Below are 26938 nucleotides of genomic sequence, written 5' to 3' on the forward strand. Positions count from 1 at the left end.
TATAAAAATTTATCCAATAGGAACTTCCTTACGTTCACCCTTTTCGAAGGTCATAAGTGTATCATAACCAACACTTCTTGCTAATTCGATAGCTTGGTTATAGTCAGCACCCACATCACCAGGTACATGGGCATCAGATGATAGTACAATAGGAATGCCCTTATCAAAACACATTTGCAACAACCTTGGATCTGGATACAACTTTCCAATAGGTTTGCGTAATCCAGCAGTACTGATTTCTACACAAGTCTTTGAATTTGCTAAAGCGGTAGTAGCTCGGTCAAATTGCTGTAATAGGAATTCTTCATCTTTTGGAATATAGTTGAAAATCTTAACTAAATCTAAATGACCTACAATATCAAAAAGATTCGATTGTGCTAATGTAACAACCTGGTCATAATACTTTTCATATGTAACAAATAAATCCCTTCGATCCCATTCTTTACGAAATTCAGCCAAATCAATTCCAAAGTCATCCACCCAATGTATTGAACCAATTACATAATCAAAATCATAAGAATCAATGAATTCTTTCATCTCCTTATGTTTACCGGGTGTATAATCCATTTCAATTGACATTTTTACATTAATCTGTTGATTCCAAGCTTGCTTAAATAATTCTACATAATCCTTCATATCGTAAAATCGACGTTCATCCACCCATGGGTTACTTAAAATATTTTTAGTCTGATAAAAGTGATAAGCGTGTTCCGAAATACCAAAATGCTCGATTTTTTTCTTTTCAGCTTCATCTGTGAACTGTTTTAAGTAATCTAGTGTGAGTGTTCCTCTCTCTAAATGGTTATGGTAATCTGTTAACATACTTGTTCCCCCTCAAGTTTTTAACCATTATACCATTCTGTATAGTAAATACAATTACCTAACGCGCGAAAATTAAGAAACTTTCGTCTTTATTCTTTTTTTATGATTAACTCTTGCATAGGAAAAATTAAATCTCCTTCTATATGATTCAGAGTTTTTAATGCTTCTACTGAAATATCTAATTGATTTGAAATCTTCTCAAGGGAATCACCAGCCATAACAATATAAACATCGTCTTCATTTTCATATATTTCTAACTCTTGTCCAACGTGTAATAAATCTGTTGATAATTCATTCCATTTAATAATAGAGTCGATCGAAACACTGTGCTCTTTTGATATCCCCCATAATGTCTGTCCTTCCTGAACCTTAACTACTATAGGTTCGGCCTCCTCATTTACATGCTGATGATTTGAGACAACAACAGATTGACCTGCAATTTGACCTTCTTCACGTTCAATGGTTTCCCACGAGTCAAAATCCTCTATATACTCACTAGCTGCTAACTTCATGCTTTGTCGTTTTTGTTCGTCTTCTTCCTGCTCTATTGCTAAGTAAAGTTCTTTATCATTTAGGACTTGTAGTGGATCAATCGCATTATTTTTTTCATATGTCCATTCCCCAATATGTACTTCAAAATGAAGATGTGCTCCTGTTGAGACACCTGTGCTTCCAACCTCACCGATTTTTTGTCCCGCTTTCACTTTATCACCTTCATTTACACTCCTCTTACTTAGATGAGCATAGACTGTTTCTAAGCCATTAGGATGACTAATAAATACTACATGGCCATATGTGGTTGAATAGTATGATTTTTTAACTTCTCCTTCATCAACCGTCAATGCGTCTACACCATTTGGTGCGGCAATATCCAACCCCTTATGTCGACCAGACCTTGTCCCAAAAGTATCTGTAATTTCTCCAATAACCGGCCATACCCAATGGTCTGTGTTTTCTTGTATTACTGTATTTGCACTTGTTGGTTTACCTCCAACAAAAAATAGTCCAATACTAAATGCCACTATTAAAAAACATGTCAGGCGGGTACTGTTTATTTGCATTCCCATCTTCATCCCCCTTGAATACTATGTTGTTAGATATATTATGTAAGCCTGTCTATACATAGTACAGGTTTTTACCTTTGTAACGTAATCGTTACAATTATCTAATCCCTAACAGAACAAACACCCTTTCATTATTTGACATACTTTCATAAAATATGTAATTTTTTTCATACAAAAAAGAGACTAAAATAATAGTCTCTTCAAAAGTTCGAAAATCATTCTTATAAATCAATGGGGTTTGGTGAAACTGGAACAGGGATCGATATTCCTATCGAAATAGTACCTACTTTATCAATATCCCCTTCGAAAGTCACTGATTCGAACCCGAACTCTTTTGCGGTAAGCAACATTGCTTCAAGGGCAAAGATATATTCATCATTATTCTCAAGTGTTGATTGGAAGGATATTGTTAAGTTCTTACCACCTTCATCATGTCCTAATTGATACACCATCTCGTTAGGAATTGAAGGATTTAAAACAAAATCTCCTCTTTTTTCTTCTAGCTTCATCGCTTCAAAAGCTTCCTCAATCGTGTCATAAGATTTTAGTGAATGTGATAAAAATTTCTTTTCTGATGATTTATTAGCATACATAAAATAGCCCTTTTGTGTCGAGGATACAAGATCAACTCCCTCTTCAACAATACCAGTTTGCCCAATTTCAGCTCCAATTTGACCATCTACCATATATACAACTTTTTTATATTCTTCTTGTAACCACCTGAAAGACTCAGTCATCGTTATATTAAACACCTCTGTAAGAGTCGGTGAAAAAGAAGGTGTATTAGCCTCCGCTGGAATAGTTGCTATGATATTTTTTGTTCCGTCACTTTGCGTTTCCTCCGAAAATCTTAAATAATCTAATGCAAAGGTTTCAGCTCCCCATATGTTATAATTCTCACTCAACAAATGATTGAGCATGGGAATATATTCATTATATTTATCAATAGGACTTCGTCCATCATTTTCAGTAAGTACACTAACTGTTGTATAAAACTGTGCTGATGAGATTGGTACTGTAAACGTTAATAACGTCTTGTTTTCTAAGTCCTCTTCCCATAGAACATAGGTGGATTTCTGTTCACTTGTGATATCCATCATTGCTTCTTTTTTAGTATCTTCTGCCATTCTAGCTTCTTCTTTACCAGCCATCGACATCATTCCTGATTCGGCTTCTTTAGTTTCATTAGCAAAGTCAGCACTTTCCTTGGAGGAACTTTCAGACCCACTGTTCATTTCATTAATAAATGAAGGTCCCATCATAATAATTAAAATCACAGCAGCTATGCCAGCTATACTAGGTACAAGCCATGGCGTTTTTCTTCTTTTATTAACCTTAGTAGAAATGTTTTGATAGATATCCTGTGGTTTGCGGTTGTCCTTGATTTGCGGCATTTCACTTAATAAACGCTCTAGCTGTTCATCGCTCCACTCTGATCTTTTCATCTAATGTTTCCTCCTTTACACCAGACTCTTCCATATACCCTTTTAGCACCTTTAAACCGCGATGTTGTGTTGTTTTCACTTTACTTTCTGTCCAACCAAGGGTCTCGGCTGTTTCAGTTATTGATAAGGACTGTATATACCTTAAGACTAATACAAGACGTTGATCAACTGTACATTTATCAAGACATTTATACATCATTTGAATCTGTTCATTTTGTATGGTTATTTCTTCTGGTAACGGCGTCTCATCTTGGACTTGTTGTTTATTCCAATCAAAAGATTCCATAATGCGATGTTTCCAACCTTTTTGCTTACGGAATGAATCAATCGCCACATGTCTAGCAATTGAAAATAACCAAGTCTTTTCACTACTCTTACCTTCAAAGCGATCATATGATTTTAATACTCTTATATACACTTCCTGAACGAGGTCTTCTGCTTGTTCACGATTTTTCACCATATATAATAAAAACGAAAATACATCGTGATGATATTTTTCATAAAGTTTCTGAAAAACAGCCTCCATACTCTTTAACCTCCTCGTTCAAAATAATAGTCGATAAAACCAATCAAAAGGTTTCACATAAATTCACCTTAATCATACATTAAATTTGGCAAATTTGGGAATATAATTTGTTATAATAAAAAACTGCCCCTAAGTAAATGGGACAGCCTCCTATTGTATAATTCCTTAGTTTCAACATCATTGTTTCTTATGAAACAAGAATCTTCGGCAACACCTTTCATATTACTCAGTTTTTCGAGGTAAAAAGAAAGTAAATGTCGTACCTTCGTTTATTTTGCTATGAACTGATATTTCACCTTGATGGGCATCAACAATGTTCTTTGCAATCGCTAACCCCAAACCGGTTCCTGAACGTCCTCTTGTTCTTGCTTTATCAGCTTTATAAAATCGTTCAAACACAAATGGTAAGTCTTCTTCAGGAATTCCCGACCCTGAGTCTGACACATCAAACAAAATTCCATTTTCTTGTGACATGATATTAAGGGTGACAGATCCTTGCTCTTTTGTATGCCTAATTGCATTATCAATTAGATTGGTGAGAACTTGTTCGATTCTGTCAGGGTCTAACACAAGAGAACCCACAGTTTGTTCACTTTTGGAGGTAGTTAGTTTAATTTCTTTATCTTTTGCTAACCCCTGAAATTTCCTTATTATTTTCTCAATAAATTGGTCAATATTTACTTCATCCTTGTTTAGTGTGATATGACCAGCTTCCATACGCGCAAGATCCAATAATTCATTAACCAATCTCCCCATTCTCAATGACTCGTCATAGATGACCTTAACAATTTCTTTCTTTTCTTCCTCAGAACTTGCGATATCATCTATAATTGCTTCACTGTAACCTTGGAGCATTGCAATCGGTGTCCGTAACTCATGTGAAACATTTGCTATGAAATCAGTTCTTAATTTATCAAGTCTTCTTTCCTCAGTCATATCGCGTAAAACAGCCACAGCCCCACGAATATAAGTCTGATTATAAAGAGGGCTCATGATTATAACCCAATTTCTCCCTTGGAGACTTACCTCAATAATTTGTTCTTTTTCAAATGAAACTGCTTTTTGAAAGAGTTCTCTAATTTCTTCAGGTAGTTCTTCTCCAGGATTATTTTTCATTCCCTGCTGATAGTACCACGCTTGTAAGAACCGTTCTGCAGGTGGGTTTGTAATTAGTATTGTACTGTCACGATTTAATGTAATAACACCGTCTGCCATACTTGATAAAATACTCGAAAGTTGTTCTTTTTCCTGGTTTACTGCATTTATATTATATTTAAGTTGACGTGCCATTTGATTGAAGGCTGTTGCAAGTTCGCCAATTTCATCATTTGTCAGAATGGGTACCTTTGTATCAAATTTGCCTTTAGATAATTCGAAAGCAGCCTCTCTCATTTTACGAAGTGGTGCCGTAATTCTTGTTAATAAGAAAAACGCAAAAATTGTTGTTAATATTATTGCTACACCTGCAGCAAAATAAATAAATGTTCTTGTTCTTTTGGACGTCTCTTCAACGATATTTAAAGATTGATAAATAAATACCGCACCTGTTTTATCACTTGAGAAGTGTAGTGGAGCACCTACGATAAACATTTCATCAGGGAACTCTGAATCCAGACCAGCATCCGTTAAATATTTCTTCTCACTTACCTTTATATCCTCTGAAAAGACCTTTTGTAAATTAGGATCATCCATAAAATATGAAATAGGTAGATTCCCAATACCTTCTAAGTCCGGAGAATACCAATAAGTGTTCTCATCATATATAATTAGTACTTTTGTAACATCATCAGCGAATTCCCATGCGATTGCTCTAGCAACATCGTTATCATCATAAGTCTCGAGTGTTGTTGCAATCTTTGTGGCAAGCTGAGTCAAATCAGCTTCTGTTTCATTTACGTGATAATTTTCAAAGTATTCAAGCAGTAAGACAGTTAAGATAAATAATACAAATGAAACTAGTAAAAGGATGGTGATCCAAAGTTTTCCAACTATACTTCGCCAGAACATCATTCATTAACTACCTCAAACTTATAACCTACTCCCCAAACCGTTACTATCATCTTGGCTGCATCTGGGGAAACTTTATTTAACTTTTCTCTCAGTCTTTTCACATGAGTATCCACTGTTCTTAAATCACCAAAGAATTCATAATGCCATACTTCTTTTAATAATTGCTCTCGGTCATACACTTTGTCAGGTGCTTTCGCAAGGAACAGAAGAAGTTCATATTCCTTAGGTGTTAAGCTAACTTCCTTACCATCAGCAGTTACTCGATGTGCATCATTATCAATTGTAAGATGACTGAAAACGATAACATCTTTTGTAGTCGTTTCTGTTTGTAAAAATGAAGTAGGTGAAGACCTTCTTAACAATGCTTTCACTCTTAATACTACTTCCCTTGGGCTGAATGGTTTGACAATATAATCATCAGTGCCAACCTCAAAACCTTGAACACGATTAATCTCTTCACCTTTAGCAGTTAGCATGATAATCGGTGTTGATTTTTTTTCTCTTATTTCCTTACAAACCTCGATACCGTCTTTTCCTGGCATCATAAGATCTAATAAAATTAAATCGTATTCAGATTGCAATGCCTTATCAATTGCAATTTCACCATTTTCAGCTTCTTCAATTACATAATTCTCTCTCTCTAAATACATTTTTAATAGACGTCTAATTCTCTCTTCATCATCAACAATTAAGATTCTAGCTTCTTTCTCCATCAAAAAAACCTCCAGACTGTATCACTCTTTGAACATCGAACATACTAAACTTTCAATACTGTTTTAATACAATGAATATATAAAAAACCTTAAGACAACATTATCGTACATAAATAAGACACAGACTTCTATAACATTTGTCACAAAAGGTAAAAAACTTTCTTTCTTCTGACACAATTTTATCATAATTTAGCCAAATTAAAAAAGGTCTGACAAAATTGTCAGACCTCTGCTATTTACGCATATGAGTGTAAGCCAGCAATAACTAGATTAACAAACACGAGGTTAAACATGATGATGGCAAAACCAATAACAGCTAGCCAAGCTGATTTTTCACCATGCCAGCCTTTTGATAATCGTAAGTGTAAGAATACAGCATAGAATAACCATGTAATTAGTGCCCAAACTTCCTTGGGATCCCAACCCCAAAATCTAGTCCATGCGATTTGTGCCCAAATCATTGCAAATATTAAGGCGCCAAGTGTAAAGATTGGAAATCCAATGGCTACAGAACGGTAACCAATTTCATCAATTAAATCTAAATTAACATTTTTAACGATTGGTTGAAGTGCTGCACTTATTCTCTTTCGTAGCATAAGTCTAAATAATCCGTACAGAATTGTCCCAACTAAAAACGACCATAGTACAGTATTAACTTTCCTTGCACTTAAAATGGCAGGTAGTTCAATAACTGGGTCAAACTTACCTTCTGTTAATAACTCACCCTCATTAGGGCCAACAAGGGCAGGTAAATGATAGACCATTTCAGCTTGTTTCTCATTTTTATCAATCCATGAAAATGTTGATTCATAGTTCATCACACTAAATACAATTGATACTAAAATAAATCCTACTGTTGTAACAAGTGTATACATGATAAATTCGAGCCAGAAAGTACGCTTACTTGAAAAACTTTGGTCAACCACTTTTAATAAATAGATAACTCCAGTAATCGCACTAATTGCTAATACCGCTTGTCCTAACGCAGCCGTAGTTACATGAATATGAAGCCAATCACTCTGAAGTGCTGGAATCAAAGGTGAAATCTCTCTAGGAAACATACTTGCATAAGCAATTAAAAGCAGTGCAACTGGAAGAGAGAATAAACCGAGAGCACTTGTTTTATATATGAAATATAAAAAAATAAAAGCAAGAACTACCATCATTCCGAAAAACGTTGTAAATTCAAATAAGTTACTTACAGGAGCATGTCCTGCAGCGATCCATCGGGTAATAAAATATCCAACCTGTCCAATAAAACCGATTATTGTTAGTATGATCCCTATTTGGGACCATCGATTAATATTAGACTTTTCTTTCTTATCTCGAATCGCACCACCAAAGAAAAATGTTGCAATTAAATAAAGGATAAAAGAAAGATATAATAAATTCCCACTCAATGCTGCCAATGCCTACCCCTCCTTCTCAACCTTTTTGGTTTCTACTATTTCTTTTGGGTTCTCTTTATCTAATTGATCAATAGGTGTTGTTATACTTGTGTTCCCAACAATGAACTCAAGTTCCCTCTTTAGACCAAAATAGTTTTTATTTGTATGACCAGCAATCATTACTTCTCCGTCGATTTTTTGAACCCAAATACGACGGTGATTCCAATACATCCCCTGTATAACTCCAATCATAAAGATTAGACCTCCTAGAGCAAGCGCCCAAAGAGTTAGATCCTTTCGAACGATCAAACCAGATACATTCGCCGTATCGAGCCCTGCAAATGTCATTTTGTATTGGTTATTACCAAACGGCTCAATGTTTTGTTGTATGGCCACAAAGGCCACTTCACCTTCTGGTTTTTCGGGAGAAAACATCTTAAATACAAACGCTGGATTATTCGGTATTTTCGATTTCGTTGCTGGGTCGCCGTTCTCATCAAAGAAGAAATCTGGGAAATAGCTAACCATTTCTACCGAATAGTCATTGTTTAGCTCATACATTTTTTGTGGATTTCTTAGTTCTACTGTCAACTTTCCGTGATTGGTCTCAGTTTCCTTATCAATCAGGTTAAATGACATTGCTTTAAACTCATTTAATTTAAAGTCAACTTGGTATAGAGCATACTTATTATGTTTAAGCGGCTCATTTACTCGAATCTTCCAATCTTTTATTTTTTGAAGATTGGTGTCATCCCCTGCAATCATCGTATGATCGCGTTCGTATAAGACTACATTGGTTTGATAATTTTTTACTGCCATCCCATTTCCTACTCTGTCAATGGCTTCTCCAAAAACTTCTTTCTCATTTTCTTTCTCATAGACTTCCATTAGAAATTGTTCGTTTTTCAAAAAGTATTTCCCATCAGTACCCGGTATACTAGTTGTCTCTCCTTCGCGAATCCACATGACTTCGTCAACATACATTCCAGGTATAAAACGCAACATTGCTCCAAATAAAAAAATGATTAACCCAATATGATTTACATAGGGGCCCCATCTTGAAAAGCGCCCTTTTTCAGCGAGTATATTTCCATTTTCTTCTTTAATGTTATATCGTTTTTTTACTAAATTTTCTTTTATTATTTTGAAGTCCTCATCTGCTACTTCAGTTCCCGAAGTAGCACTGAAAAGGCGTTGACGTCTTAAGAAGCTTCCATGCCTAGTAACTCCTTGCTTCTTCAAAGCACGGTAAAGTGGAACTACTCGATCAAGACTGGCAATAAAAAGAGAGATTCCAATTGAAGCAATAAGGATCATATACCACCAAGAGCCATACATGTTATGGAATCCTAACAGATAATAGAGTTTTCCTGCATATCCATATTCTTCACCATAGAAGTCAGCTGGATTCGCCGTAGGGGGTATGTACATTTCTTGTGGGAAAATCGTTCCAACTGCCGACGCAATTAACGTAACGACAATCAACCAGACTCCAACCTTTACAGATGAAAAAAAGTTCCAAATCTTATCAATAAAGGTTTTATTATACGTCTGTGATCTCCTTGCACTACCTTCATAGCGCATATCTAGTAATTTTTGAGTCTTGTTTTCTTCGATGGGTCTTCCACAAGATTCACAAAAGATTGTACCATGCGGGTTAATATGTCCACATGTGCACTTAGTTTGTTCCATTATTAAAACCCCTTATGGCTTGATTTGTTCCATATAATCATGAATCATTCTTTCTGTTAGTTCTCTTGATACAATATCAACCACTATTCCATCTTTATCAATAAAAAACGTCGTCGGTAACGGATCTACTCCATAAAGATGTAAGAGTTCATTTCCTTTATCAATCCCCACTGGGAATGTCATTTGATATTTATCGACGAATGTTTCTACACTAAATTCCGGTTCACCTACATTTACCGCAATAAGTTGAACACCTTGATCTTTATATAGTTGATATTGGTTTTCTAAATACGGCATTTCTCTTTCACACGGTTTACACCAAGTACCCCAAAAATTAACAATCACAGCTTGACCTCGGTACTCTGATAATTGGTGCTTTGTGCCATTAAGGTCTGTTATGACAAAGTCAGGGGCTTTATCACCGACTGCTACTTTTACTTTTTCAACAAAAAAGTTAGAATAAAGCGTGTATCCCAAAGCAGTTGCTAAAAGTAGCAGTATCACAGTTCGCATTAATAAACGATACTTTTTCATACTACCTCTCCCATTAAAAATAACATTAAATACACATGATATTATAGCATTTTTCACTATTCCCACGTTAGTTATTTTTGAACATTATGTGTCTAATTGTAATAATTATTTTTAAATATTTATTTCTTCAAACGATTACCCTCTGTTGTCGCCAATGCTCTTAATTGTTTAACCTCATGTGGTGATAATTCTCGATACTCTCCTGTAGCCAATCCTTGTAGTGTTAAGAAACCAAATCTTTCCCGTTTGAGCTTTATTACCTCATGGCCAATTGCATCAAACATTCTTCGTACTTGACGATTCCTTCCTTCATGGATGATTATTTCAATAATTGATGTTTGTTTTTTCTTATCAACAGAGAGTACTTTCACATTAGCCGGAGCAGTCTTTCCATCTTCAAGCATAATTCCTCTTTCTAGTTGTTTAAGCTTTTCACGTAAAGGTATTCCTTTCACCTTTGCAACATATACTTTATCAACTTCATATTTAGGATGAATTAATATATTCGCAAAATCTCCATCATTAGTCATAAGCAAAAGACCAGAAGTATCATAATCTAATCTTCCTACTGGGTAAATTCTTTGCTCAATAAATGGAAATAAATCCGTTACTACCTTTCTTCCTTTATCATCTGAAACACTAGATATGACGCCTCTTGGTTTATACAATAAGAAATAAACAGGTCTTTCCTTTTCAAGTGGAATCCCGTTCACTTCAATTTTATCATTAAGGGTTACCTTCGTTCCAAGTTCTTTTACTACTTTTCCATTTACCTTTACTCTACCCTCAAGTATTAATTCTTCAGCCTTACGTCTAGACGCAACACCTGCTTGAGCTATTATTTTTTGTAATCGTTCCATTGTGTTCACCTCTTGTAACATCTTACTTGTTTCTCACATAATAAACAAGCCAAAGTAATCAATAATACCCTTATATCATTAATGTCTTAATATTCAACAAAACTTATTCACTAATCGTCGACATTATATATCCACTTACATGATATAAAAATAAAAAATAGACATACCCACTTAGGTATGTCTTCTATCGTCAACCTCCAAACAATAATAGTACAATAACTATGGAAGCAATGATTCCTACTAGATCAGCCAAAAGACCAACCTTTAAAGCATCTCCCATTTTTTTGATTCCTACTGCACCAAAGTATACTGTTAATACATAAAAAGTTGTATCTGTACTTCCCTGCATGGTCGATGCCAAACGTCCAATAAACGAATCAGGACCATATGTTGAGATCAAATCTGTTGTCATTCCTAATGCAGCTGTCCCTGATATCGGCCTTATTAGTGCTAATGGTGCAACTTCTGCAGGAAAACCAATAAATTGTAGAGCAGGACGTAATATATCTATGAAAAAATCCATTGCACCAGAAGCTCGAAAGATTGAAATTGATACAAGCATTCCTACTAGATAAGGTATAATAGAAAATGCAATATTGATACCCTCTTTTCCACCTTCAACAAAAGACTCGTATGTTGGCACTTTTTTTGCGGTTCCATAAATTAAGATGAAACCTATTATGACTGGAATAATATATAGTGAAATGAGACTAACAACCCCCATTACCTGTTACCCCCTTTTCGCTTTCTACGATGGTAGAAATATCGATCAATCAATATCGCTCCTATTGTTGAAGCAAGTGTTGCGATAAGAGTAGTCCCAACAATTTCTGTAGGATTGGCAGAATCATAAGTCATCCGTATCGCAATTACTGTTGTTGGAATTAAAGTTAAACTAGAGGTATTGATGGCAAGAAAGGTAATCATTGATCGACTTGCCTCTGTAGATCCTCCGTTTAAGTCTCTTAATTGCTCCATCGCTTTTATTCCCATTGGAGTTGCAGCATTCCCAAGACCAAATAAATTTGCAATCATATTCGATAGTATATATCCCATAGCAGGATGGTTAACAGGCACTTCTGGAAATAATCTACTTACAAGTGGCTGAAAAAGCCTTGCTAATTTCTTTAGTAACCCAGCATCCTGCGCAATCCTCATTAGTCCAAGCCAAAACACTAGGATACTAATAAGTCCAATACAAATTGTAACGGCTTCCTTAGCCCCTTTGAATAAGGCTTCATTTACTTCCTCAATCGTCCCATTGATCATCGCAAAAACAATACCAACAATTGTCATAAGTACCCATATAATATTAACCATCAGTCTTTACACCCATTGTGATCATAAAGAGTTTCTTAAATATTCCCCACCAACCACTTTTTTGATCATCATTATTATTGTGAGAGAAATAGATTGGGAGCTTCCCAATATTTTCTCCTCCTTGCTTTACTATTAAGGAACCAACAATATCTGGAACGTCCCTTTGCTGATCCCACTCGTTCTCTTCTGGATTTAGCAGTTTTATATCTATTTCTATGTTCTCTTTCTCATCTTCTGTTAATGGATACACTAAGTCACGGTTAATATAAACATTATTCTTATAGAAAGTATCCTTTATGTTATCTAATTTCCCCTTTTTCATTAATCTTACAAGCTTGTATTCTTCAAAAGCACTATTAAATAAATTCATGTGATCATTCCAGTCATCACCAGCATTTATTGTCACTGCAATTAAATCTAACCCATCTTTGGAAGCTGTTGATACAAGTGTCCTTTTCGCAAGCTTAGTATATCCGGTTTTCCCCCCTGTACTGTACCGATACATGCCAGTTAATAGTTTGTTTTTATTCTTCCAAACGCGATCCCACTTCTCATTCGGATTTGGAGCCCGGTGTACCTTTGTCCCAAAGATGGTCCTAAATTGTTCATTAGCCATTGAGTACTGTGTTAAAATCGCCATGTCATATGCAGTCGAATAATGGTTTTCATGATCATCTAGTCCGTGGGGGTTGGCAAATTCAGTATTTCTCATTCCAATTTCAGCCGCCTTTTGATTCATCATTATGACAAAGCCCTCTAAACTTCCTCCCACATGCTCTGCTATAGCCACTGCGGCGTCATTTCCTGATCGTAGCATTAATCCATAAACTAAATCTTCCAATTTTATTTTCTCGTTTTCTTGTAGGTACAATGATGACCCCTCTGTTCCATATGCACGACTACTTACCTTGACCATTTCATCCATCTTTCCAGACTCAACAGCCAATATTGCTGTCATTATTTTTGTAATACTTGCAATTCTCCTTTGTGTATGTGCATCTTTTTCAAATATGACACGTCCAGTTTTTTCTTCTATTAAAACTGCACTAAGTGCACTCACTGATCCAAATGCAGCCGTCTTTTGAGGAATATAAGAAAATAAGATCATCAATGTTAGTAGTAATATGGTAAATTTCCTTAAGTAGGTCATCAAATCCCCGTCCCTTTTGCTGTTTTGTACAAGTTTATGCAATACAAGTCCGTATATGAACGAAAATTGGAAAAGCTAATATGATAAATAAAAAGCTGTATTCCATTAAGGTAGTGCATTGCACTCCTTGAACACAGCTTCAGGACAATTTATTTAGATTTATTAAATGATCAAAATGGCTTCCATTGAAGTTTTGAAGCTTCTTTAAAGCGATTTTCCACTTCATTCCAATCAACTATATTCCACCAATTCTGAACATAATCTGCTCTTTCATTCTTATATTGTAAGTAATAAGCATGCTCCCATACATCTAAGACTAATAAAGGTATCGTATCCCATTGTGTTAACATTTGATGTCTCTCAGATTGTAGAATTTCTAATTTATGTGATCTTGTAGACCAAACTAGAATTGCCCATCCTACACCTTCCACTTTTTTGGCTGCCTCTGTGAAATGCTGTTTGAATGCATCAAAACTACCGAAGTCTTCTGTGATTTTATTTAGTAGTTTGCCAGTAGGAATTTTCTTACCCCTTGGATTCATCACATTCCAGAAAATGGTGTGTAGGTAATGACCAGAACCATGAAATGCAGCTTCTCGTTCCCAGTGCTTTATAAGATCAAATTCACCTGTTTGACGAGCCTTTTCCATCATTCGTTCTGCTTTGTTTAGTCCATCCACATAACTTTGATGGTGTTTTTTGTGATGTAATTCCATTATTTCACTTGCTATATATGGCTCTAGTGCATCATAGCTATACGGTAGTGGAGGTAACTTGTGCTCACCAATTTTAATACCATTGTATAGGTTTAACCTCTCATCCGTTTGTCTGTTAGTTTGCAAGATTGATGAGCTATCCTGATAGAGTATATCTACCTTCTCTTTAATACTAACAATATCCTCATACTGAATCTCATTCTCAAAGCTGTTTAACAAATTTAACAAATCGCTAATTTCATTCTTACTCTTCTTTGCTTCATTGTCCTCGGTTCGCATTTCACCCAATAGTGTTTCTAGTTGTTCAGCCCACAAAGTAACTTCCTGAATGTACTGTTTATAACTCAATTGATTACTCATACCATAAATTCCTCCCCTATTGTTTTCCGCTTTATACTATGCTGTTTTTAATTTTACGTGACATCAACCCACGGTTTTAAAATGGAAAATTATTACACATGAAGACCAATTAATAATCATACATTTAAGAAGGACATTTTGGAGGTGTTAATATGAATCAAGCGTTTATAAAAGAAGCTGTTTTTGAAGTGAATTTTTGGATGCAGATTTTAGGAGATCATAGCCGCTTTATTTTTGAATCTTTATCTTCAAATGAAGAGAAAAGGATTTCTACTGCGAAGTATTTTATCTCCAGTTTTGATAAACTTCTTGGAGCATCAAACCAGTCATTACATATTGACGAGTTACAAGCTGTTATTCAGTCTGGTATAGAAGAAGGAGAAAGGTTAAGAGCCTTTAAGTTAGATATTATCAAACAGCATTTAGTAGGGAAAGTGGGGATTCAACTTCCTCCCTCTTTTATAAGCCACATGGTAAACGAACTTGAAGAGTGGCTCAGGGTGGCAAGTTACCTTGTGAAAGGGAATTCGGTCCCACCAACCCATGCCCTTCATCACCACTTATTGTGGTTGCTTGATGCGGCTGGTCACGCAGGAGCGATAGCAGATAATCTTGATCGAGTTGAAAAAGATTTGAAAGAGAAAGGTCAGGAGTATACGAAGCAATGGGAAGATTTTTATCTTAAAGCGGTTGAATTAGTGGGGTATTTACGTACAAATCAGTTCGATTTCCCTGCACTATCACGATTTAATAATCAAGTCGAATTAGAAATGACGATTTTCAAAGGATTTCTAAATGAACTTGAGGAGATGGAGCTAAACAAGGAATTATTAGGTGTGTTAACCCCTTTAATGGCAGATCATATGGCAAGGGAGGAATGTTATTATTTAACAAAACTATCACAATCTACAAAAGATGTTAAACCTCCTGCCTGTGACCCAACAAAACCGAGAACCAATGTTTAAACTTTCCTATGATTAAGTTAAAAAAACTCAATCCATAATCAGATTGAGTTTTTTCAACACTATTTAGACTGTAGCATTTTTGTGCGATAATCAGTTTCGTAAAATTCAAGCTCTTCACGAATTGATTGAAAACTTGCCTCCAAAGAAGACAGTAATTTCTCAGTAGATGGTGGTGGAGTCTGCCTAAAGGTTAATGCATTCTTACCTGTATATGCTGAACGACTGTCTTCATACCAAGAATCATTTTTAGGTGAGAAAAACTCCTCAATACATTGGTGATAGATTTTATACAAAGTTTTTTCTGCAGCACCTTTTCTAAAAGGTTCGTTCGTCAAAACAACCTGACACGCATCAAGTCCTTCTTCACAAAAAACCACAAGACGTCTAATATTGCTTAACAGACTTTCAAAATATTCCTTTTCACCATCTGCTTCATTTATTAATGAATCAATTGTTGTTTGGTTTAAATAATTTGTAATAGATGAAACCGAATTTCTTAAGAATTCCTCTACCTGTTCTGTTTGTGATTTGACAATTAGATTTCCCATAAAACTTTCCCTCCACTACTTATATGTAAAAGTAAATTCACTTATTTAATCGTTGTATATAGCATTGTTGGTTCAATATTAAACAATTTGTTTTCCTCAATCGTTTGAAATATCTTTGGTAACAAGTCAAAATCAAATCCCTTAAAATACGATAGTAATTCTTCCAGCGAATTAATATAGACACGTTTGCGATTTCGGAAATTTGGATTACTCAATAGACAAACGATGCCAATGACATCCTTTAGCGTTACTTGTCGATCTCCTACTTTGAATAAACTGTTGTTATTATATGGCATTTCTTCTGATAATTGCTCATCAAAGTATCGCACATACAACACATGAAATATTCTTTCCTCATTTTGATCGAGATAAACGACCTCCGAACGATTAAAAAAGTCCTCAGATGTATTAGGCTGTTCTTTTTCAAGTTCATAGCCCCTACAGTCTTTGATTTTCATATTCCACCTCTTTGTTTGTATTTACCTTACTCTGAAAATGGAAAACAAACTACAAAATTAGCTTAGTTTTATTTTAACATATACTAGCCAATGATGTGAGATTATTTTGAATCATCTACTGTTTCTTGGAACCTCTCAAAAAATAAATCTGCTTCTTCCTGAACTGATTCATCATCTATTTTTTCTGGTAAGGGTGGTAATTCCTCAATGGTTTTAAGACCAAAATACTCAAGAAATTCCTTTGTCGTACCATAAAGGATCGCACGTCCTGTTCTTTCAACTCTGCCAACCTCTTTGATTAATGCTTTAGCTGCGAGAGTGTGGAGTGGTCTTTCAGTTTTCACGCCTCGTATTTCTTCAATTTCAGCTCTTGTGATTGGTTGCCGATATGCTACAATAGCCAATGTCTCAAGTGCAGCCTGTGACAAAACGGTATTAGATGGTGACTCAACAAGCTTTCTCAAATACTCAGAATGCTCTTTTTTAGTTGTAAGTTGAAATGCACCTGCAATTTCAACTAAATGCAACCCTCTATCTTCGTCTTTGTAATCTATAATCAAATCACTAATGATATCTTGAGCAATCTGTTGGTCTACTTCAAGGACTGCGGCAAGCTGTTTAAGACTTAATCCTTCATCACCCGCTACAAATAGTAAACCCTCTACAATTGCTTTCCATTGGGTTATTTTCACAACGTCAAATCCTTTCCTTACAAGATACAAATATATCCGAAAAGTTTTGGTCTTGTTCAAGAATTATTGAATTATTTTTTAATAGTTCCAAAATAGCCAAAAACGTTACAACAATGTGTTCTTTTATAGGTAATGGGAAAAGATCAAAGAAATTTCTTCGTTCTCTACTGTTTTGAAGTTCTACTAAAATCTCTTCCATTCTTTTTTCAATCGGTATTTCTTGCCTCGTAATTCTCGTTGTTAATGGTTTTTGAAGCTTTTTTCGGCGCATTAATTTCTGAAGTGCACCCAGCATATCATACAGATTGACATCGATTTTTTGGTTGAGGTTAGTGGTTTCTTCCATCCATTCACCTAAATCACTTGGAGGCTTTGTAAAGATATGACTTCTTTCTTCCTCCAGTACTTTCAAATCCTCAGCGGCACCTTTGTATTTACGGTATTCAATTAATCGATTCATTAACTCTTCACGTGGATCTTCTTCAATATCAATCTCTAAATCCTCATCATACAACTCTTCCTGCTTAGGAAGTAGCATCTTACTTTTTATTGCAAGTAGTGTTGCTGCCATGACCAAGTACTCACTTGCAATGTCTAATTTCATTTCTGTCATCGTCTTTATATAAAACATATACTGTTCTGTAATATTTGCAACTGGGATATCATATATATCAATTTCTAGTCGATTTATCAGATGCAACAGTAAATCTAAAGGTCCTTCAAATGAGTCTATTTTTACATTATATTCCATTATAACCCCACCAAATATCATACACTAACTTACTAATAGATAATTAATAGTATAGTGTATATTCATGTCTTGTCCAATAATAATTTGATGTAAAACATAGTGGAAATACTTAACACCTTGCTGGACATGTTAATTGAACGCTCTTTTTTAAGAGATTGTTGTTTTTAAATACTATATTGTCTTGGATAATTGGAATATGAGGTGGCATACAATTATAGTATCAACAAAGTTTACGAGACAGACTAATTGAAAGTGAAATACGCGAAAAGTTATAATTATGATAAACTTAATATGATGTAAAATGCGTAAAAGGAGTGTATTCTTTGACATATCCAGCTGAATATATAAATTATCTTGTCCATTTTCATGGTGATAGGGATTACTTTGAATGTCATGAAGAATTAGAAGAGCTTTGGAAACAAGATCCAAAAGGGAAACGGAAACATCATCTAGTTGGACTTATTCAAATTGCCGTCTCCTTGTATCATCATAGAAGAGGTAATTTTAGTGGTGCCTTCCGAATGATGGCAAATGCAATCTCAATTATTGAACAAAACAGAAAACCTCTTAAAGAATTTGGCTTAAATACAGAAACTTTAATACCCATTCTAAAAGAAAGGCTTAATGACATACAAAACCATGTAGCCTATAAAAGTTTTAATCTCCCAATTGGTCATCCAGCTCTTATTAGAATATGTAATGAACAATGCGAAAGCCTTGGTTTTATTTGGGGATCTGAAAGTCAATTGGATAATATAGAACTTATAGAAAAGCATAAAAGAAGGGATCGAAGTGAGGTAATAGCGGAAAGAGAGTTGCAAAAACTAAAAAAAGCGCAAGCACCTTGTTCATCCCCCAAAAACCTTTCGGACACTGACTAGGAAGCTCGGTTCCTTTAGGTTTGGAGCTGGTCTCAAACAGAGTTCATACTTATAGTAGCTATAATCCCCATAAAAATAAGGGACAAATTAGTCCCTTTCTTCTTTAGTGTCACAACGATCAAAAAATGCTGCGGTATATTCATTTGGCTGGATTGCCTTGTTTGGAAATGTCTCTTTTAAGGCCTTTACCATTTTCTTTCCAATCCCTTGAAGTCTGTGTGATGGATTAACACTAATATGCTGTATTTCTAAGCCCTCGTTTTCGAGCAATTGTGTTCCAATAATTCCGATGATATCCTCTTCTTTCCAAAGAAATAGTTGTCTATCTTCTTCCATCTCATATTGCCTCATTGTTGCTTGAAGCTTTTTCAGATCTTTTTCTGATGGCATAAAAGACAGAAGACCCATCGCAATTTTTTCATAATTTTTTTTGTATCTTATTAGCATAGATATCCCTCATTAATGAAATAACTTTCCTGAAATTGAAAATAATAGTAATTAAGTTATGTTTATACTTTACCTTAGATTAACATTTTCCTACTTTTTTTTCTATAGTTAAAATCATCATTCACCTAAATAATTTGAATATTATTCCATATGATGCAAAGTAACTAAAAGAATAACCAGTGGCGATGTTGGATTCACTTCACCCTGGTTACTAAAAAGAAAAACACTCTCATGATTACCATTGTGCATAAAAATCATACATGTAATTAAGATCTTATTAGAATGATCTTAATAAATTAGCCATCTCAATCGCAGAGATTGCAGTTTCCCATCCTTTATTCCCAGCTTTTGTACCTGCTCTTTCAATTGCTTGCTCAATATTTTCTGTAGTTAACACTCCAAATACAACTGGTTTACCTGTAGATAACGCTGTTGTAGCTACACCCTTTGCTACCTCATTACACACATAGTCATAATGTGTTGTAGCACCTCTTATAACAGTTCCTAATGTGAGGACTGCATCAAATTTATCTGATTCTGCCATCTTTTTTGCAACTAATGGAATTTCGAAAGCCCCTGGAACCCACGCGATTCCAATGTCTTCCTCTTTAACTCCATGTCTTTTCAGACCATCTAATGCACCGTCTAATAATTTGCTGTTAATGAATTCATTAAAACGTGCAACGACGATTCCTACTCTAAGTCCTGTACCAATTAAATTGCCTTCATATATTTGTGTATTCATGATAATCCTCCTAAGTATATTCCATTTTCTGTTTCTTAACGTTACCCCATTGTACACAACGTATTATTATTGTACAAATTACTACTTTTAAAAATGAAGCATATGGCCTAGTTTTTGATGCTTTGTTCTTAAATACTTTTCATTCTCTGTTTTCGCTGGCATTTGCAATGGAATACGGTCAACAACTTCTAGATCATATCCTTTTAATCCAGTGATTTTTCGTGGGTTATTTGTCAATAGCCTCATCTTTTGTATTCCGAGATTCTTTAAGATTTGTGCACCAATTCCATAATCTCTTAGATCAGGTGCAAAACCAAGCTTTTCATTGGCCTCAACTGTATCATAGCCTTCTTCTTGTAGCTTGTAAGCCCGCATTTTATTTAATAATCCAATGCCACGGCCCTCTTGACGCATGTACAATAGTACACCCGAACCTTCTTTTTCGATCTGAGTTAATGCAGCGTGAAGCTGTGAACCACAATCACAACGATATGATCCAAATACATCACCTGTTAGACATTCAGAGTGAACTCTTACAAGGCTTGTTTCACCAGGGATTATCTCACCCTTTACTAATGCAACATGTTCCTTCCCGTCAATCACATTTGAGAAACCGATCGCTTTAAAATCACCAAATTCTGTCGGTAATTCAATCTCAACTTCTCGTTTAATGAGATTATCCTTTCGGTTTCTGTATTCGATTAAATCCTTGATCGTAATCATTTTTAATTCAAAATCATCTGCTAATGCTCTTAGTTCTGGCACTCTAGCCATTGTTCCATCTTCATTAATAATTTCGCAAATAACCCCTACAGGTTCTGAACCACATAAGCGAGCCAAATCAATTGCTGCCTCTGTATGTCCAGCTCGTCTTAATACCCCACCCTTTTTAGCAATTAATGGAAAGACATGGCCTGGTCTTTTAAAATCAGAACCTTTGGATTCAGGATTTAACAATTCAAGTATTGTCGTTGATCTTTCAAATGTACTTATACCAGTTGTTGTTGTTTTATGATCGATACTCACCGTAAACGCGGTTCCATGTGGGTCAGTATTATGGTTAACCATCGGTAACAACTGTAGTTTCCCAGCTAATTCTTCTGTTATAGGCGTACATACAAGTCCACGACCATGCTTAATCATAAAATTAATCACTTCAGGTGTTGCCTTATCAGCTAAAGCGATAAAGTCACCTTCATTTTCTCGATCTTCATCATCACAAACAATGACGACTTTGCCTTGCATTAATTCATAAATGGCTTCTTCAATCGGATCAAACATGCTTAACTCATCCTCTCTCTACCTACTATTTAAATCCATTTTCCTCAAGAAAGCTTGAGGTAACCGATGTTTTCCTTGTTTGCTGTTTGGATTGTAGTATAAATTTTTCTACGTATTTCCCGAGCATATCACACTCAATATTTACAATATCGCCAATCCCCTTTTCTCCAATAATGGTTTCAGTAACTGTATGTGGAATTAGTGAAATGGTAACGATATCGTTAGAAATTCCAAAGATCGTTAAGCTCGTTCCATCGACTGTAATTGATCCTTTAGGAATCATATAATTTGTGAGTGATGTATCTACTTTAATTCCATAATACACAGCATTTGATTGACGTTCTTTCAACACAATCTTTCCTGTTCCATCCACATGACCTGATACAAAATGCCCCCCAAAACGACCACCTGCAGACATTGCTCTTTCTAAGTTAACTGATGACTGTTTTTTGAGCATTTGTAAGGATGTCGATTTCACTGTTTCTGGCATAACATCAACCGTAAATTCATCACTTGTAAAAGAGGTTACAGTTAAGCAAACACCATTTACTGAAATACTGTCTCCTAATGCTACATCCTCAAGAATTTTTTTTGCCTTTATTCTCATCACAATAGAATCTTTTGTGCCTTGTAAGTCACTTATCTTACCTATTTCCTCAACGATTCCTGTAAACAAACTGCTCATCCTCCTCTCCATACTTTTTTCATCTCAAATCAATGCTTCAAGGAGAACACCTTTTAAAAGTAGTATACAAAAAAGGTTAACTCTCAGACGAATTCCCTAAAGAATCCACAAAAAAGTGAACAAGGGAGTTTGCTTAAGAGTTAACCTCATATTAAACAGAATATCACATTAGATATGTAAGCATTTATAGCACACCAAATAAAGGTAATAGAACCCTATTTTTTGGCCTATCCGCTTCCTGTGATTTTCCTTCTCCCATCCAGACTTTACTGTCGGCCTTGGAATCACACCAAGTCAGCCATATAGCAAAAAGCTATATGGGTCGCGGGCTACACATAAAAATGATCACCGCCGGTTGGGAATTTCACCCTACCCCCGAAGGAAATATATTGATTTTCAAGTATTATATCATAATATATATAGCTTTGTCGTATTTTTGGTTTTTTTATACCTATTTAGGTTACCTATATTTGAACAAAGTTTGGCTACCTAGACAATTACAAACCAGTATACTAGTCCCCAAATAATACAAATAGTAATGATAATAAAAAACAAAGTCCAATTTGTCGATTTCAAAGCGATCACCCTCATCTTTCATTCAAAAAAGCACAACAGGCAAATGCCTGCTGTGCCATATGTCTTATTCTTCCCAGACCTTAACTTCCTTCATAACATCACCTTGTTTAATTCTAAGTACTGAATCAATTCCTTCAGTAACTTGTCCAAAAACAGTATGTACACCATTTAAGTGAGGTTGTGGCTCATGTACGATAAAAAATTGGCTCCCACCAGTGTCTTTACCAGCGTGTGCCATTGAAAGAGAACCAGCTACATGCTTATGTGGATTCCCTGCTGTTTCACACTTAATTGTATATCCTGGACCACCTGTACCAGTTCCTGTTGGGCAACCGCCTTGAGCAACAAAACCAGGTATAACACGGTGGAAGTTTAATCCATTATAAAATCCTTCTTTTGCTAACTTCTCAAAATTTTCTACTGTACCTGGTGCAGCATCAGCATATAAATCAATGAGAATTTTTTCTCCATTTTCAAACTCGATACTCGCTTTTTTCATGTGAAACCTCCAAAAAAATAGATTCGTCAATATCATTGAACGTATCCATTCTACTATAATTGAATTCAATATTCCAATTGTGATTAAATTTTTTTCAAATTAAAATATATGAATGTTAGACTCGTATAAAAAAATGAAGGGGATCCCCTTCACTTTTTATTTTTTCACATTTGCTTTTAATGGAACATCTAAACGAACAATATCTTCATAACTTTCACGCTTTACAACTAATTGTTCTTCACTGTTTTCTACAAATATTACTGGTGGACGTGGAATCCGATTATAATTGTTTGCCATAGAATAACCATATGCTCCTGTACAGAAAACGGCTAAAACATCAGCTGAGTTCGCTTTTGGCAGAGGTAAATCCCAAATAAGCATATCTCCAGATTCACAACATTTCCCCGCTATAGAGACTGTTTCTTCAACCTCATCGTATACTCGATTAGCTAGGACTGCTTCATACTTTGCCTGATATAAGGCTGGACGAATATTATCATTCATTCCCCCATCAATCGCTACATAATTGCGTATATTAGGCACTTCTTTTCTTGAACCTACCGAGTACAAAGTTGTTCCTGCATCACCAACCATTGAACGACCTGGTTCAATCCATATTTCCGGAACATCAATGTTTAGTTCCGCAGCATGTATTTTAACTTCCCTAATAATTTCTTCCACATATTGAGCAACAGGAATAGGATCGTCTTCTTTCGTATAACGTATCCCAAATCCTCCACCTAGGTTAAGTACCTCTGGAATATAATTATGGGCCTGTTTCCAATCTTTTAATTTACCAAACATTTTCTTGGCAGCCAACACAAACCCAGTAGTCTCAAAGATTTGTGAACCAATATGACAGTGGATTCCGAGTAATGATACTCCTGATAAGGATAGTACGGTCTCAACAGCTGTGTCTGCTTGTCCATTTTCAAGACCAAAACCAAATTTTGAATCTTCTTGCCCAGTTAAGATATAATCATGGGTATGTGCCTCAATTCCAGGGGTCACTCTCAGAAGTATAGGTGTTTGTACTTGATGCTTATTACTTATTTCATCCAAAAGGGTTAGTTCATAGAAATTATCAACTACTATACAGCCAACTTGATGTTTAATCGCCATTTCTAACTCCTCGTAGCTTTTGTTGTTTCCATGAAAGTGGATACGCTCCACCGGAAATCCAGCTTGAAGAGCCGTGTATAATTCACCACCTGATACTACATCTAGTGATAAGCCTTCCTCTTCAACAAGTTGTATCATCGCGACGGTTGAAAAAGCTTTACTAGCATATGCCACCTGTGCCTTTATACCTAACTTTGCAAATGTATCTCGAAAGTTCTTTGCTCTTTCGCGGATTAACGCTACATCATATACATATAAAGGAGTGCCGTACTTTTTTGTCAATTCAATCGTGTCTATCCCACCGATTTCTAAATGTCCTTGCTTATTAACGCGACTCGTTCCATGTAAATACATATTAGTTCCCTCTTTTCATAGCACTACTAGTAATTAATCTATTCTTTTTATAAGCTATGTTCATTATTAGTATTGATATAGTTGAACTGACTCATTTCCAATAAATATCTTTTAACAACGGTCAGCTCTTCTCTACTTCACACAACAGAGCCTAAAAAAAGACAGCAATGGAGTAAACCATTAGCTGTCTTTCATATTGAAAATACGTTTTAACTACAGCTATATAGACATAAAAATATCATAAGCTGGGCAATCATGCAATCATCTTAACATTTCAATTTTAAAATTATTTTGGTTGTTTGTAAGGATTTTGAGGATGTACGATACTTGGTCTTAATTTTTGACCAGGAACTGCAGAACGAATAACGATTTCCCACAACGCTCTAGCATTAAACGGGAGAAATGGCCATAGGTAAGGAGTATTTAATGATCTTATACTCGCTAATAAAAGGAAAAAAACAGTTGCCCCAATAACAAATCCCGGTAATTTAAAGACTGCAACTATTACTAACAAGATAAGTCTAGCCATTTTATTTGCTATACTTAACTCATAACTTGGTGTAGCAAAGGACCCTATTGCAGCGACTGCAACGTACATAATAACTTCTGGAACAAATAATCCAACATCAATGGCTATTTGACCAATCAACGCAGCTGCTATTAATCCCATCGCTGTAGATAAAGGAGTTGGTGTGTGAATGGCGGCCATTCTTAAAAATTCGATCCCAAAATCAGCAAGAAATATCTGTACGACAATTGGAATATTACCTTTTTCACTAGGACCTATAAACTCCAAAGCTTTAGGTAATAACTGTGGTTCTAATACAAATAAAAACCAAAGAGGTAACAGGTAAATTGATGCAATAATCCCTAAAAATCGCACCCATCTTAAATAGGTCCCAACAGCTGGTGCTTGTCTATATTCTTCAGCATGCTGTACATGATGAAACATCGTCGTAGGTGTAATGATAACACTTGGAGAAGTATCTACAGTAATCACAACATGTCCTTCTAACAAGTGATTTGCTGCAACATCAGGTCGCTCAGTATACCGTACAAGCGGATAAGGATTATAACTTTGTTTTACCAAGAATTCCTCAACTGTTTTATCAGCCATTGTTAAACCATCCACTTTTATGGCGTTAAGTTCATCTTTGATCTTTTTAACAAGATTTGGATTGGCTACATCTTTAAGATAAGAAATACAAATATCTGTTTTTGATCGTTCACCAACTTGCAGTATTTCATTCCTTAATCTTTCGTCTCTAATTCGTCTTCTAGTAAGTGCAACATTTACGACAAGGTTTTCCGTATACCCATCTCTTGCACCTCTGATTACTTTTTCTGTATCAGGTTCTTCTGGATTTCTTCCTGGATAACTTCTTACATCCACAGCTAGTCCAGTATCTTCACCATCCACTAGAATAATGATTAGTCCTGACAATAGCTTATCAACAGCTTCATCCAGGTTCTTGATCGTCGATACTTGCTGATGAACCATTCTATTCTCAATAATTTCCATTGCCTGATGTGCTAATTTTTCTTTGTCATTGATATTCACTAATTCCTTTAATAATTGAATAATGAAGTTCGTATCACATAAACCATTGAGATAAAATAGATTTAAATCCTTTTTTTGAATGGTTATTTTTCTGACACCGATATCAAAGCTGCCGGTGCCCATCTCGATATGCTCTTTAAAAAATTTTTCATTCAACTTGATTTGATCAGAAATTGGGGTTTTATTTTGAGTGTTATTCGTCATAATATCCACTCCTTTCTAATATCAATTCCACAGCTTTCCGAGTGATAGGCGAACCATTTTGCACATGATCCTTTCTTGCCATCTTCCCTATATCACCAATCCCAACAATGATCGGGACATTTAATTCATCTAGACAATAAACGGTGTCACCGTTTATTCGCCCCACATCAAATTCTTCAACCCCACTTTTATCAACACCAAAATGAGTGAGTTTTCCAAATCGATCAATGCTAACATCCACTCTTGTCCATTCGTCCTGATGTGTTTTTGATGCAACCGCAATGATTCCTAATATATCAAGTCTCTTGTCATTAGCCACATATTTCAAAGCCAGTTCTCCTGCACCTTCTCCAATAAACCCACTATCATCGAACATAACAAATACTGGATCATTAGGTGCCTGAAGGATTAATTCACTGATCTCTGGACCAGAAAGAGTTGTTGGATTACCCTGCGACTTTGATATACATCGTCCACCAAATTCCCGAGCGATATATTCAATTGTTTTAAGCGCATATTCATCCCCATCAGTTACAAGAATCACCTTCCTGCGGTCTTTATTCATCACT

At 35.4% G+C, this 26938-nt stretch carries 28 protein-coding genes and 1 riboswitch; of the genes, 2 read left to right on the top strand and 26 right to left on the bottom strand.

Annotation, left to right across the window (positions count from 1 at the left end):
- Positions 1-9: 9 nt before the first annotated feature.
- The 14 genes from BLQ56_RS17745 to BLQ56_RS17810 all read right to left on the bottom strand — a co-directional run bounded on the left by BLQ56_RS17745 (position 10) and on the right by BLQ56_RS17810 (position 14600).
- The gene (locus tag BLQ56_RS17745; protein ID WP_090857514.1) at positions 10-822 is read right to left on the bottom strand and encodes a histidinol-phosphatase; all 813 of its coding nucleotides are present in this window, start codon (positions 820-822) and stop codon (positions 10-12) included.
- 89 nt (positions 823-911) lie between these two features.
- Entirely contained in the window at positions 912-1889 is a 978-nt protein-coding gene (locus BLQ56_RS24140; RefSeq protein ID WP_090857517.1) for a M23 family metallopeptidase, read from the bottom strand.
- A 218-nt stretch (positions 1890-2107) separates the two neighbouring features.
- Positions 2108-3331 carry a hypothetical protein gene (locus BLQ56_RS17755; protein WP_090857519.1) on the bottom strand — a complete coding sequence of 408 codons (1224 nt, stop codon included), beginning with the start codon at positions 3329-3331 and terminating at the stop codon, positions 2108-2110.
- The gene (sigX, locus tag BLQ56_RS17760; protein WP_090857522.1) at positions 3306-3857 is read right to left on the bottom strand and encodes an RNA polymerase sigma factor SigX; all 552 of its coding nucleotides are present in this window, start codon (positions 3855-3857) and stop codon (positions 3306-3308) included. Before sigX ends, BLQ56_RS17755 begins: the two co-directional genes overlap by 26 nt.
- Positions 3858-4079: 222 nt before the next feature.
- Positions 4080-5867: an ATP-binding protein gene (locus BLQ56_RS17765; RefSeq protein ID WP_090857525.1), complete on the bottom strand. Its 1788-nt coding sequence runs from the start codon at positions 5865-5867 to the stop codon at positions 4080-4082.
- Positions 5864-6580, bottom strand: a complete 717-nt coding sequence (locus tag BLQ56_RS17770; protein ID WP_090857528.1) for a response regulator transcription factor — start codon at positions 6578-6580, stop codon at positions 5864-5866. The genes BLQ56_RS17765 and BLQ56_RS17770 overlap by 4 nt, the downstream gene beginning before the upstream one ends.
- Before the next feature lie 236 nt (positions 6581-6816).
- A complete protein-coding gene (gene ccsB, locus BLQ56_RS17775; protein WP_090857530.1) occupies positions 6817-7989 on the bottom strand; it encodes a c-type cytochrome biogenesis protein CcsB in 1173 nt (390 codons plus the stop codon).
- A 3-nt stretch (positions 7990-7992) separates the two neighbouring features.
- On the bottom strand, positions 7993-9660 hold the full coding sequence (locus tag BLQ56_RS17780) for a cytochrome c biogenesis ResB family protein (RefSeq protein WP_090857533.1): 1668 nt from the start codon (positions 9658-9660) through the stop codon (positions 7993-7995).
- 12 nt (positions 9661-9672) lie between these two features.
- The gene (gene resA / locus BLQ56_RS17785; protein WP_090857536.1) at positions 9673-10194 is read right to left on the bottom strand and encodes a thiol-disulfide oxidoreductase ResA; all 522 of its coding nucleotides are present in this window, start codon (positions 10192-10194) and stop codon (positions 9673-9675) included.
- A gap of 119 nt (positions 10195-10313) precedes the next feature.
- Positions 10314-11054, bottom strand: a complete 741-nt coding sequence (gene rluB / locus BLQ56_RS17790; protein ID WP_090857539.1) for a 23S rRNA pseudouridine(2605) synthase RluB — start codon at positions 11052-11054, stop codon at positions 10314-10316.
- A gap of 190 nt (positions 11055-11244) precedes the next feature.
- Positions 11245-11778 carry a spore maturation protein gene (locus tag BLQ56_RS17795; protein WP_090857542.1) on the bottom strand — a complete coding sequence of 178 codons (534 nt, stop codon included), beginning with the start codon at positions 11776-11778 and terminating at the stop codon, positions 11245-11247.
- Positions 11778-12374, bottom strand: a complete 597-nt coding sequence (locus BLQ56_RS17800) for a nucleoside recognition domain-containing protein (RefSeq protein WP_090857545.1) — start codon at positions 12372-12374, stop codon at positions 11778-11780. The genes BLQ56_RS17795 and BLQ56_RS17800 overlap by 1 nt, the downstream gene beginning before the upstream one ends.
- Positions 12367-13524, bottom strand: a complete 1158-nt coding sequence (locus BLQ56_RS17805) for a D-alanyl-D-alanine carboxypeptidase family protein (protein WP_090857549.1) — start codon at positions 13522-13524, stop codon at positions 12367-12369. The genes BLQ56_RS17800 and BLQ56_RS17805 overlap by 8 nt, the downstream gene beginning before the upstream one ends.
- 170 nt (positions 13525-13694) lie before the next feature.
- Entirely contained in the window at positions 13695-14600 is a 906-nt protein-coding gene (locus BLQ56_RS17810; protein ID WP_090857552.1) for a superoxide dismutase, read from the bottom strand.
- Between the two features lie 152 nt (positions 14601-14752).
- Between BLQ56_RS17810 and BLQ56_RS17815 the strand changes: the two genes are divergently transcribed.
- Positions 14753-15565, top strand: coding sequence for a DUF2935 domain-containing protein (locus BLQ56_RS17815; RefSeq protein WP_090857555.1), 813 nt, complete (start codon positions 14753-14755; stop codon positions 15563-15565).
- A 59-nt stretch (positions 15566-15624) separates the two neighbouring features.
- Here the strand turns inward: BLQ56_RS17815 and BLQ56_RS17820 are convergent, their stop codons facing one another.
- From BLQ56_RS17820 to BLQ56_RS17835, 4 genes are all read right to left on the bottom strand, one after another.
- Positions 15625-16113, bottom strand: coding sequence for a YpuI family protein (locus tag BLQ56_RS17820; RefSeq protein WP_090857558.1), 489 nt, complete (start codon positions 16111-16113; stop codon positions 15625-15627).
- A gap of 41 nt (positions 16114-16154) precedes the next feature.
- Positions 16155-16571 carry a hypothetical protein gene (locus BLQ56_RS17825; protein WP_090857560.1) on the bottom strand — a complete coding sequence of 139 codons (417 nt, stop codon included), beginning with the start codon at positions 16569-16571 and terminating at the stop codon, positions 16155-16157.
- A 101-nt stretch (positions 16572-16672) separates the two neighbouring features.
- Positions 16673-17263 carry an SMC-Scp complex subunit ScpB gene (gene scpB / locus BLQ56_RS17830; RefSeq protein WP_090857563.1) on the bottom strand — a complete coding sequence of 197 codons (591 nt, stop codon included), beginning with the start codon at positions 17261-17263 and terminating at the stop codon, positions 16673-16675.
- Positions 17264-17267: 4 nt separating this feature from the next.
- Entirely contained in the window at positions 17268-18014 is a 747-nt protein-coding gene (locus tag BLQ56_RS17835; RefSeq protein ID WP_090857566.1) for a segregation/condensation protein A, read from the bottom strand.
- Between the two features lie 323 nt (positions 18015-18337).
- On the opposite strand from BLQ56_RS17835, the gene BLQ56_RS17840 reads away from it, so the two are divergent.
- Positions 18338-18895: a DUF309 domain-containing protein gene (locus tag BLQ56_RS17840; RefSeq protein ID WP_090857570.1), complete on the top strand. Its 558-nt coding sequence runs from the start codon at positions 18338-18340 to the stop codon at positions 18893-18895.
- Positions 18896-18982: 87 nt separating this feature from the next.
- On the opposite strand, the gene BLQ56_RS17845 is transcribed toward BLQ56_RS17840, so the two are convergent.
- The 8 genes from BLQ56_RS17845 to spoVAEA form a co-directional block, all read right to left on the bottom strand.
- Entirely contained in the window at positions 18983-19342 is a 360-nt protein-coding gene (locus BLQ56_RS17845) for a GNAT family N-acetyltransferase (RefSeq protein WP_090857574.1), read from the bottom strand.
- 277 nt (positions 19343-19619) lie between these two features.
- Positions 19620-20087, bottom strand: a complete 468-nt coding sequence (gene ribH, locus BLQ56_RS17850; protein WP_090857577.1) for a 6,7-dimethyl-8-ribityllumazine synthase — start codon at positions 20085-20087, stop codon at positions 19620-19622.
- A gap of 87 nt (positions 20088-20174) precedes the next feature.
- Positions 20175-21368 carry a bifunctional 3,4-dihydroxy-2-butanone-4-phosphate synthase/GTP cyclohydrolase II gene (locus tag BLQ56_RS17855; RefSeq protein ID WP_090857579.1) on the bottom strand — a complete coding sequence of 398 codons (1194 nt, stop codon included), beginning with the start codon at positions 21366-21368 and terminating at the stop codon, positions 20175-20177.
- Between the two features lie 25 nt (positions 21369-21393).
- Complete coding sequence (ribE, locus tag BLQ56_RS17860) at positions 21394-22044, bottom strand: riboflavin synthase (protein WP_090857582.1); 651 nt, start codon at positions 22042-22044, stop codon at positions 21394-21396.
- Positions 22045-22296: 252 nt separating this feature from the next.
- Positions 22297-22440, bottom strand: a riboswitch (FMN riboswitch).
- A 253-nt stretch (positions 22441-22693) separates the two neighbouring features.
- Positions 22694-23128 carry a peptidylprolyl isomerase gene (locus BLQ56_RS17865; RefSeq protein WP_090857585.1) on the bottom strand — a complete coding sequence of 145 codons (435 nt, stop codon included), beginning with the start codon at positions 23126-23128 and terminating at the stop codon, positions 22694-22696.
- A gap of 156 nt (positions 23129-23284) precedes the next feature.
- Positions 23285-24604 carry a diaminopimelate decarboxylase gene (gene lysA, locus BLQ56_RS17870; RefSeq protein ID WP_090857588.1) on the bottom strand — a complete coding sequence of 440 codons (1320 nt, stop codon included), beginning with the start codon at positions 24602-24604 and terminating at the stop codon, positions 23285-23287.
- Positions 24605-24890: 286 nt separating this feature from the next.
- Positions 24891-26369 carry a spore germination protein gene (locus tag BLQ56_RS17875; protein ID WP_090857591.1) on the bottom strand — a complete coding sequence of 493 codons (1479 nt, stop codon included), beginning with the start codon at positions 26367-26369 and terminating at the stop codon, positions 24891-24893.
- A complete protein-coding gene (gene spoVAEA, locus BLQ56_RS17880) occupies positions 26359-26934 on the bottom strand; it encodes a stage V sporulation protein SpoVABEA (RefSeq protein WP_090857594.1) in 576 nt (191 codons plus the stop codon). The genes BLQ56_RS17875 and spoVAEA overlap by 11 nt, the downstream gene beginning before the upstream one ends.
- Positions 26935-26938: the final 4 nt, after the last annotated feature.

It is taken from the genome of Litchfieldia salsa, assembly GCF_900104555.1.
Lineage (GTDB): Bacteria > Bacillota > Bacilli > Bacillales > Bacillaceae_L > Litchfieldia > Litchfieldia salsa.

Excerpts from the sequence above, each read along its gene's own strand:
- BLQ56_RS17745 (WP_090857514.1), bottom strand. The coding sequence starts at position 822 with ATGTTAACAGATTACCATAACCATTTAGAGAGAGGAACACTCACACTA.
- BLQ56_RS24140 (WP_090857517.1), bottom strand. The coding sequence starts at position 1,889 with ATGGGAATGCAAATAAACAGTACCCGCCTGACATGTTTTTTAATAGTG.
- BLQ56_RS17755 (WP_090857519.1), bottom strand. The coding sequence starts at position 3,331 with ATGAAAAGATCAGAGTGGAGCGATGAACAGCTAGAGCGTTTATTAAGT.
- sigX (WP_090857522.1), bottom strand. The coding sequence starts at position 3,857 with ATGGAGGCTGTTTTTCAGAAACTTTATGAAAAATATCATCACGATGTA.
- BLQ56_RS17765 (WP_090857525.1), bottom strand. The coding sequence starts at position 5,867 with ATGATGTTCTGGCGAAGTATAGTTGGAAAACTTTGGATCACCATCCTT.
- BLQ56_RS17770 (WP_090857528.1), bottom strand. The coding sequence starts at position 6,580 with ATGGAGAAAGAAGCTAGAATCTTAATTGTTGATGATGAAGAGAGAATT.
- BLQ56_RS17780 (WP_090857533.1), bottom strand. The coding sequence starts at position 9,660 with ATGGAACAAACTAAGTGCACATGTGGACATATTAACCCGCATGGTACA.
- resA (WP_090857536.1), bottom strand. The coding sequence starts at position 10,194 with ATGAAAAAGTATCGTTTATTAATGCGAACTGTGATACTGCTACTTTTA.
- rluB (WP_090857539.1), bottom strand. The coding sequence starts at position 11,054 with ATGGAACGATTACAAAAAATAATAGCTCAAGCAGGTGTTGCGTCTAGA.
- BLQ56_RS17795 (WP_090857542.1), bottom strand. The coding sequence starts at position 11,778 with ATGGGGGTTGTTAGTCTCATTTCACTATATATTATTCCAGTCATAATA.
- BLQ56_RS17800 (WP_090857545.1), bottom strand. The coding sequence starts at position 12,374 with ATGGTTAATATTATATGGGTACTTATGACAATTGTTGGTATTGTTTTT.
- BLQ56_RS17805 (WP_090857549.1), bottom strand. The coding sequence starts at position 13,524 with ATGACCTACTTAAGGAAATTTACCATATTACTACTAACATTGATGATC.
- BLQ56_RS17810 (WP_090857552.1), bottom strand. The coding sequence starts at position 14,600 with ATGAGTAATCAATTGAGTTATAAACAGTACATTCAGGAAGTTACTTTG.
- BLQ56_RS17815 (WP_090857555.1), top strand. The coding sequence starts at position 14,753 with ATGAATCAAGCGTTTATAAAAGAAGCTGTTTTTGAAGTGAATTTTTGG.
- BLQ56_RS17820 (WP_090857558.1), bottom strand. The coding sequence starts at position 16,113 with ATGGGAAATCTAATTGTCAAATCACAAACAGAACAGGTAGAGGAATTC.
- BLQ56_RS17825 (WP_090857560.1), bottom strand. The coding sequence starts at position 16,571 with ATGAAAATCAAAGACTGTAGGGGCTATGAACTTGAAAAAGAACAGCCT.
- BLQ56_RS17835 (WP_090857566.1), bottom strand. The coding sequence starts at position 18,014 with ATGGAATATAATGTAAAAATAGACTCATTTGAAGGACCTTTAGATTTA.
- BLQ56_RS17845 (WP_090857574.1), bottom strand. The coding sequence starts at position 19,342 with ATGCTAATAAGATACAAAAAAAATTATGAAAAAATTGCGATGGGTCTT.
- ribH (WP_090857577.1), bottom strand. The coding sequence starts at position 20,087 with ATGAATACACAAATATATGAAGGCAATTTAATTGGTACAGGACTTAGA.
- BLQ56_RS17855 (WP_090857579.1), bottom strand. The coding sequence starts at position 21,368 with ATGTTTGATCCGATTGAAGAAGCCATTTATGAATTAATGCAAGGCAAA.
- BLQ56_RS17865 (WP_090857585.1), bottom strand. The coding sequence starts at position 23,128 with ATGAAAAAAGCGAGTATCGAGTTTGAAAATGGAGAAAAAATTCTCATT.
- lysA (WP_090857588.1), bottom strand. The coding sequence starts at position 24,604 with ATGTATTTACATGGAACGAGTCGCGTTAATAAGCAAGGACATTTAGAA.
- BLQ56_RS17875 (WP_090857591.1), bottom strand. The coding sequence starts at position 26,369 with ATGACGAATAACACTCAAAATAAAACCCCAATTTCTGATCAAATCAAG.
- spoVAEA (WP_090857594.1), bottom strand. The coding sequence starts at position 26,934 with ATGAATAAAGACCGCAGGAAGGTGATTCTTGTAACTGATGGGGATGAA.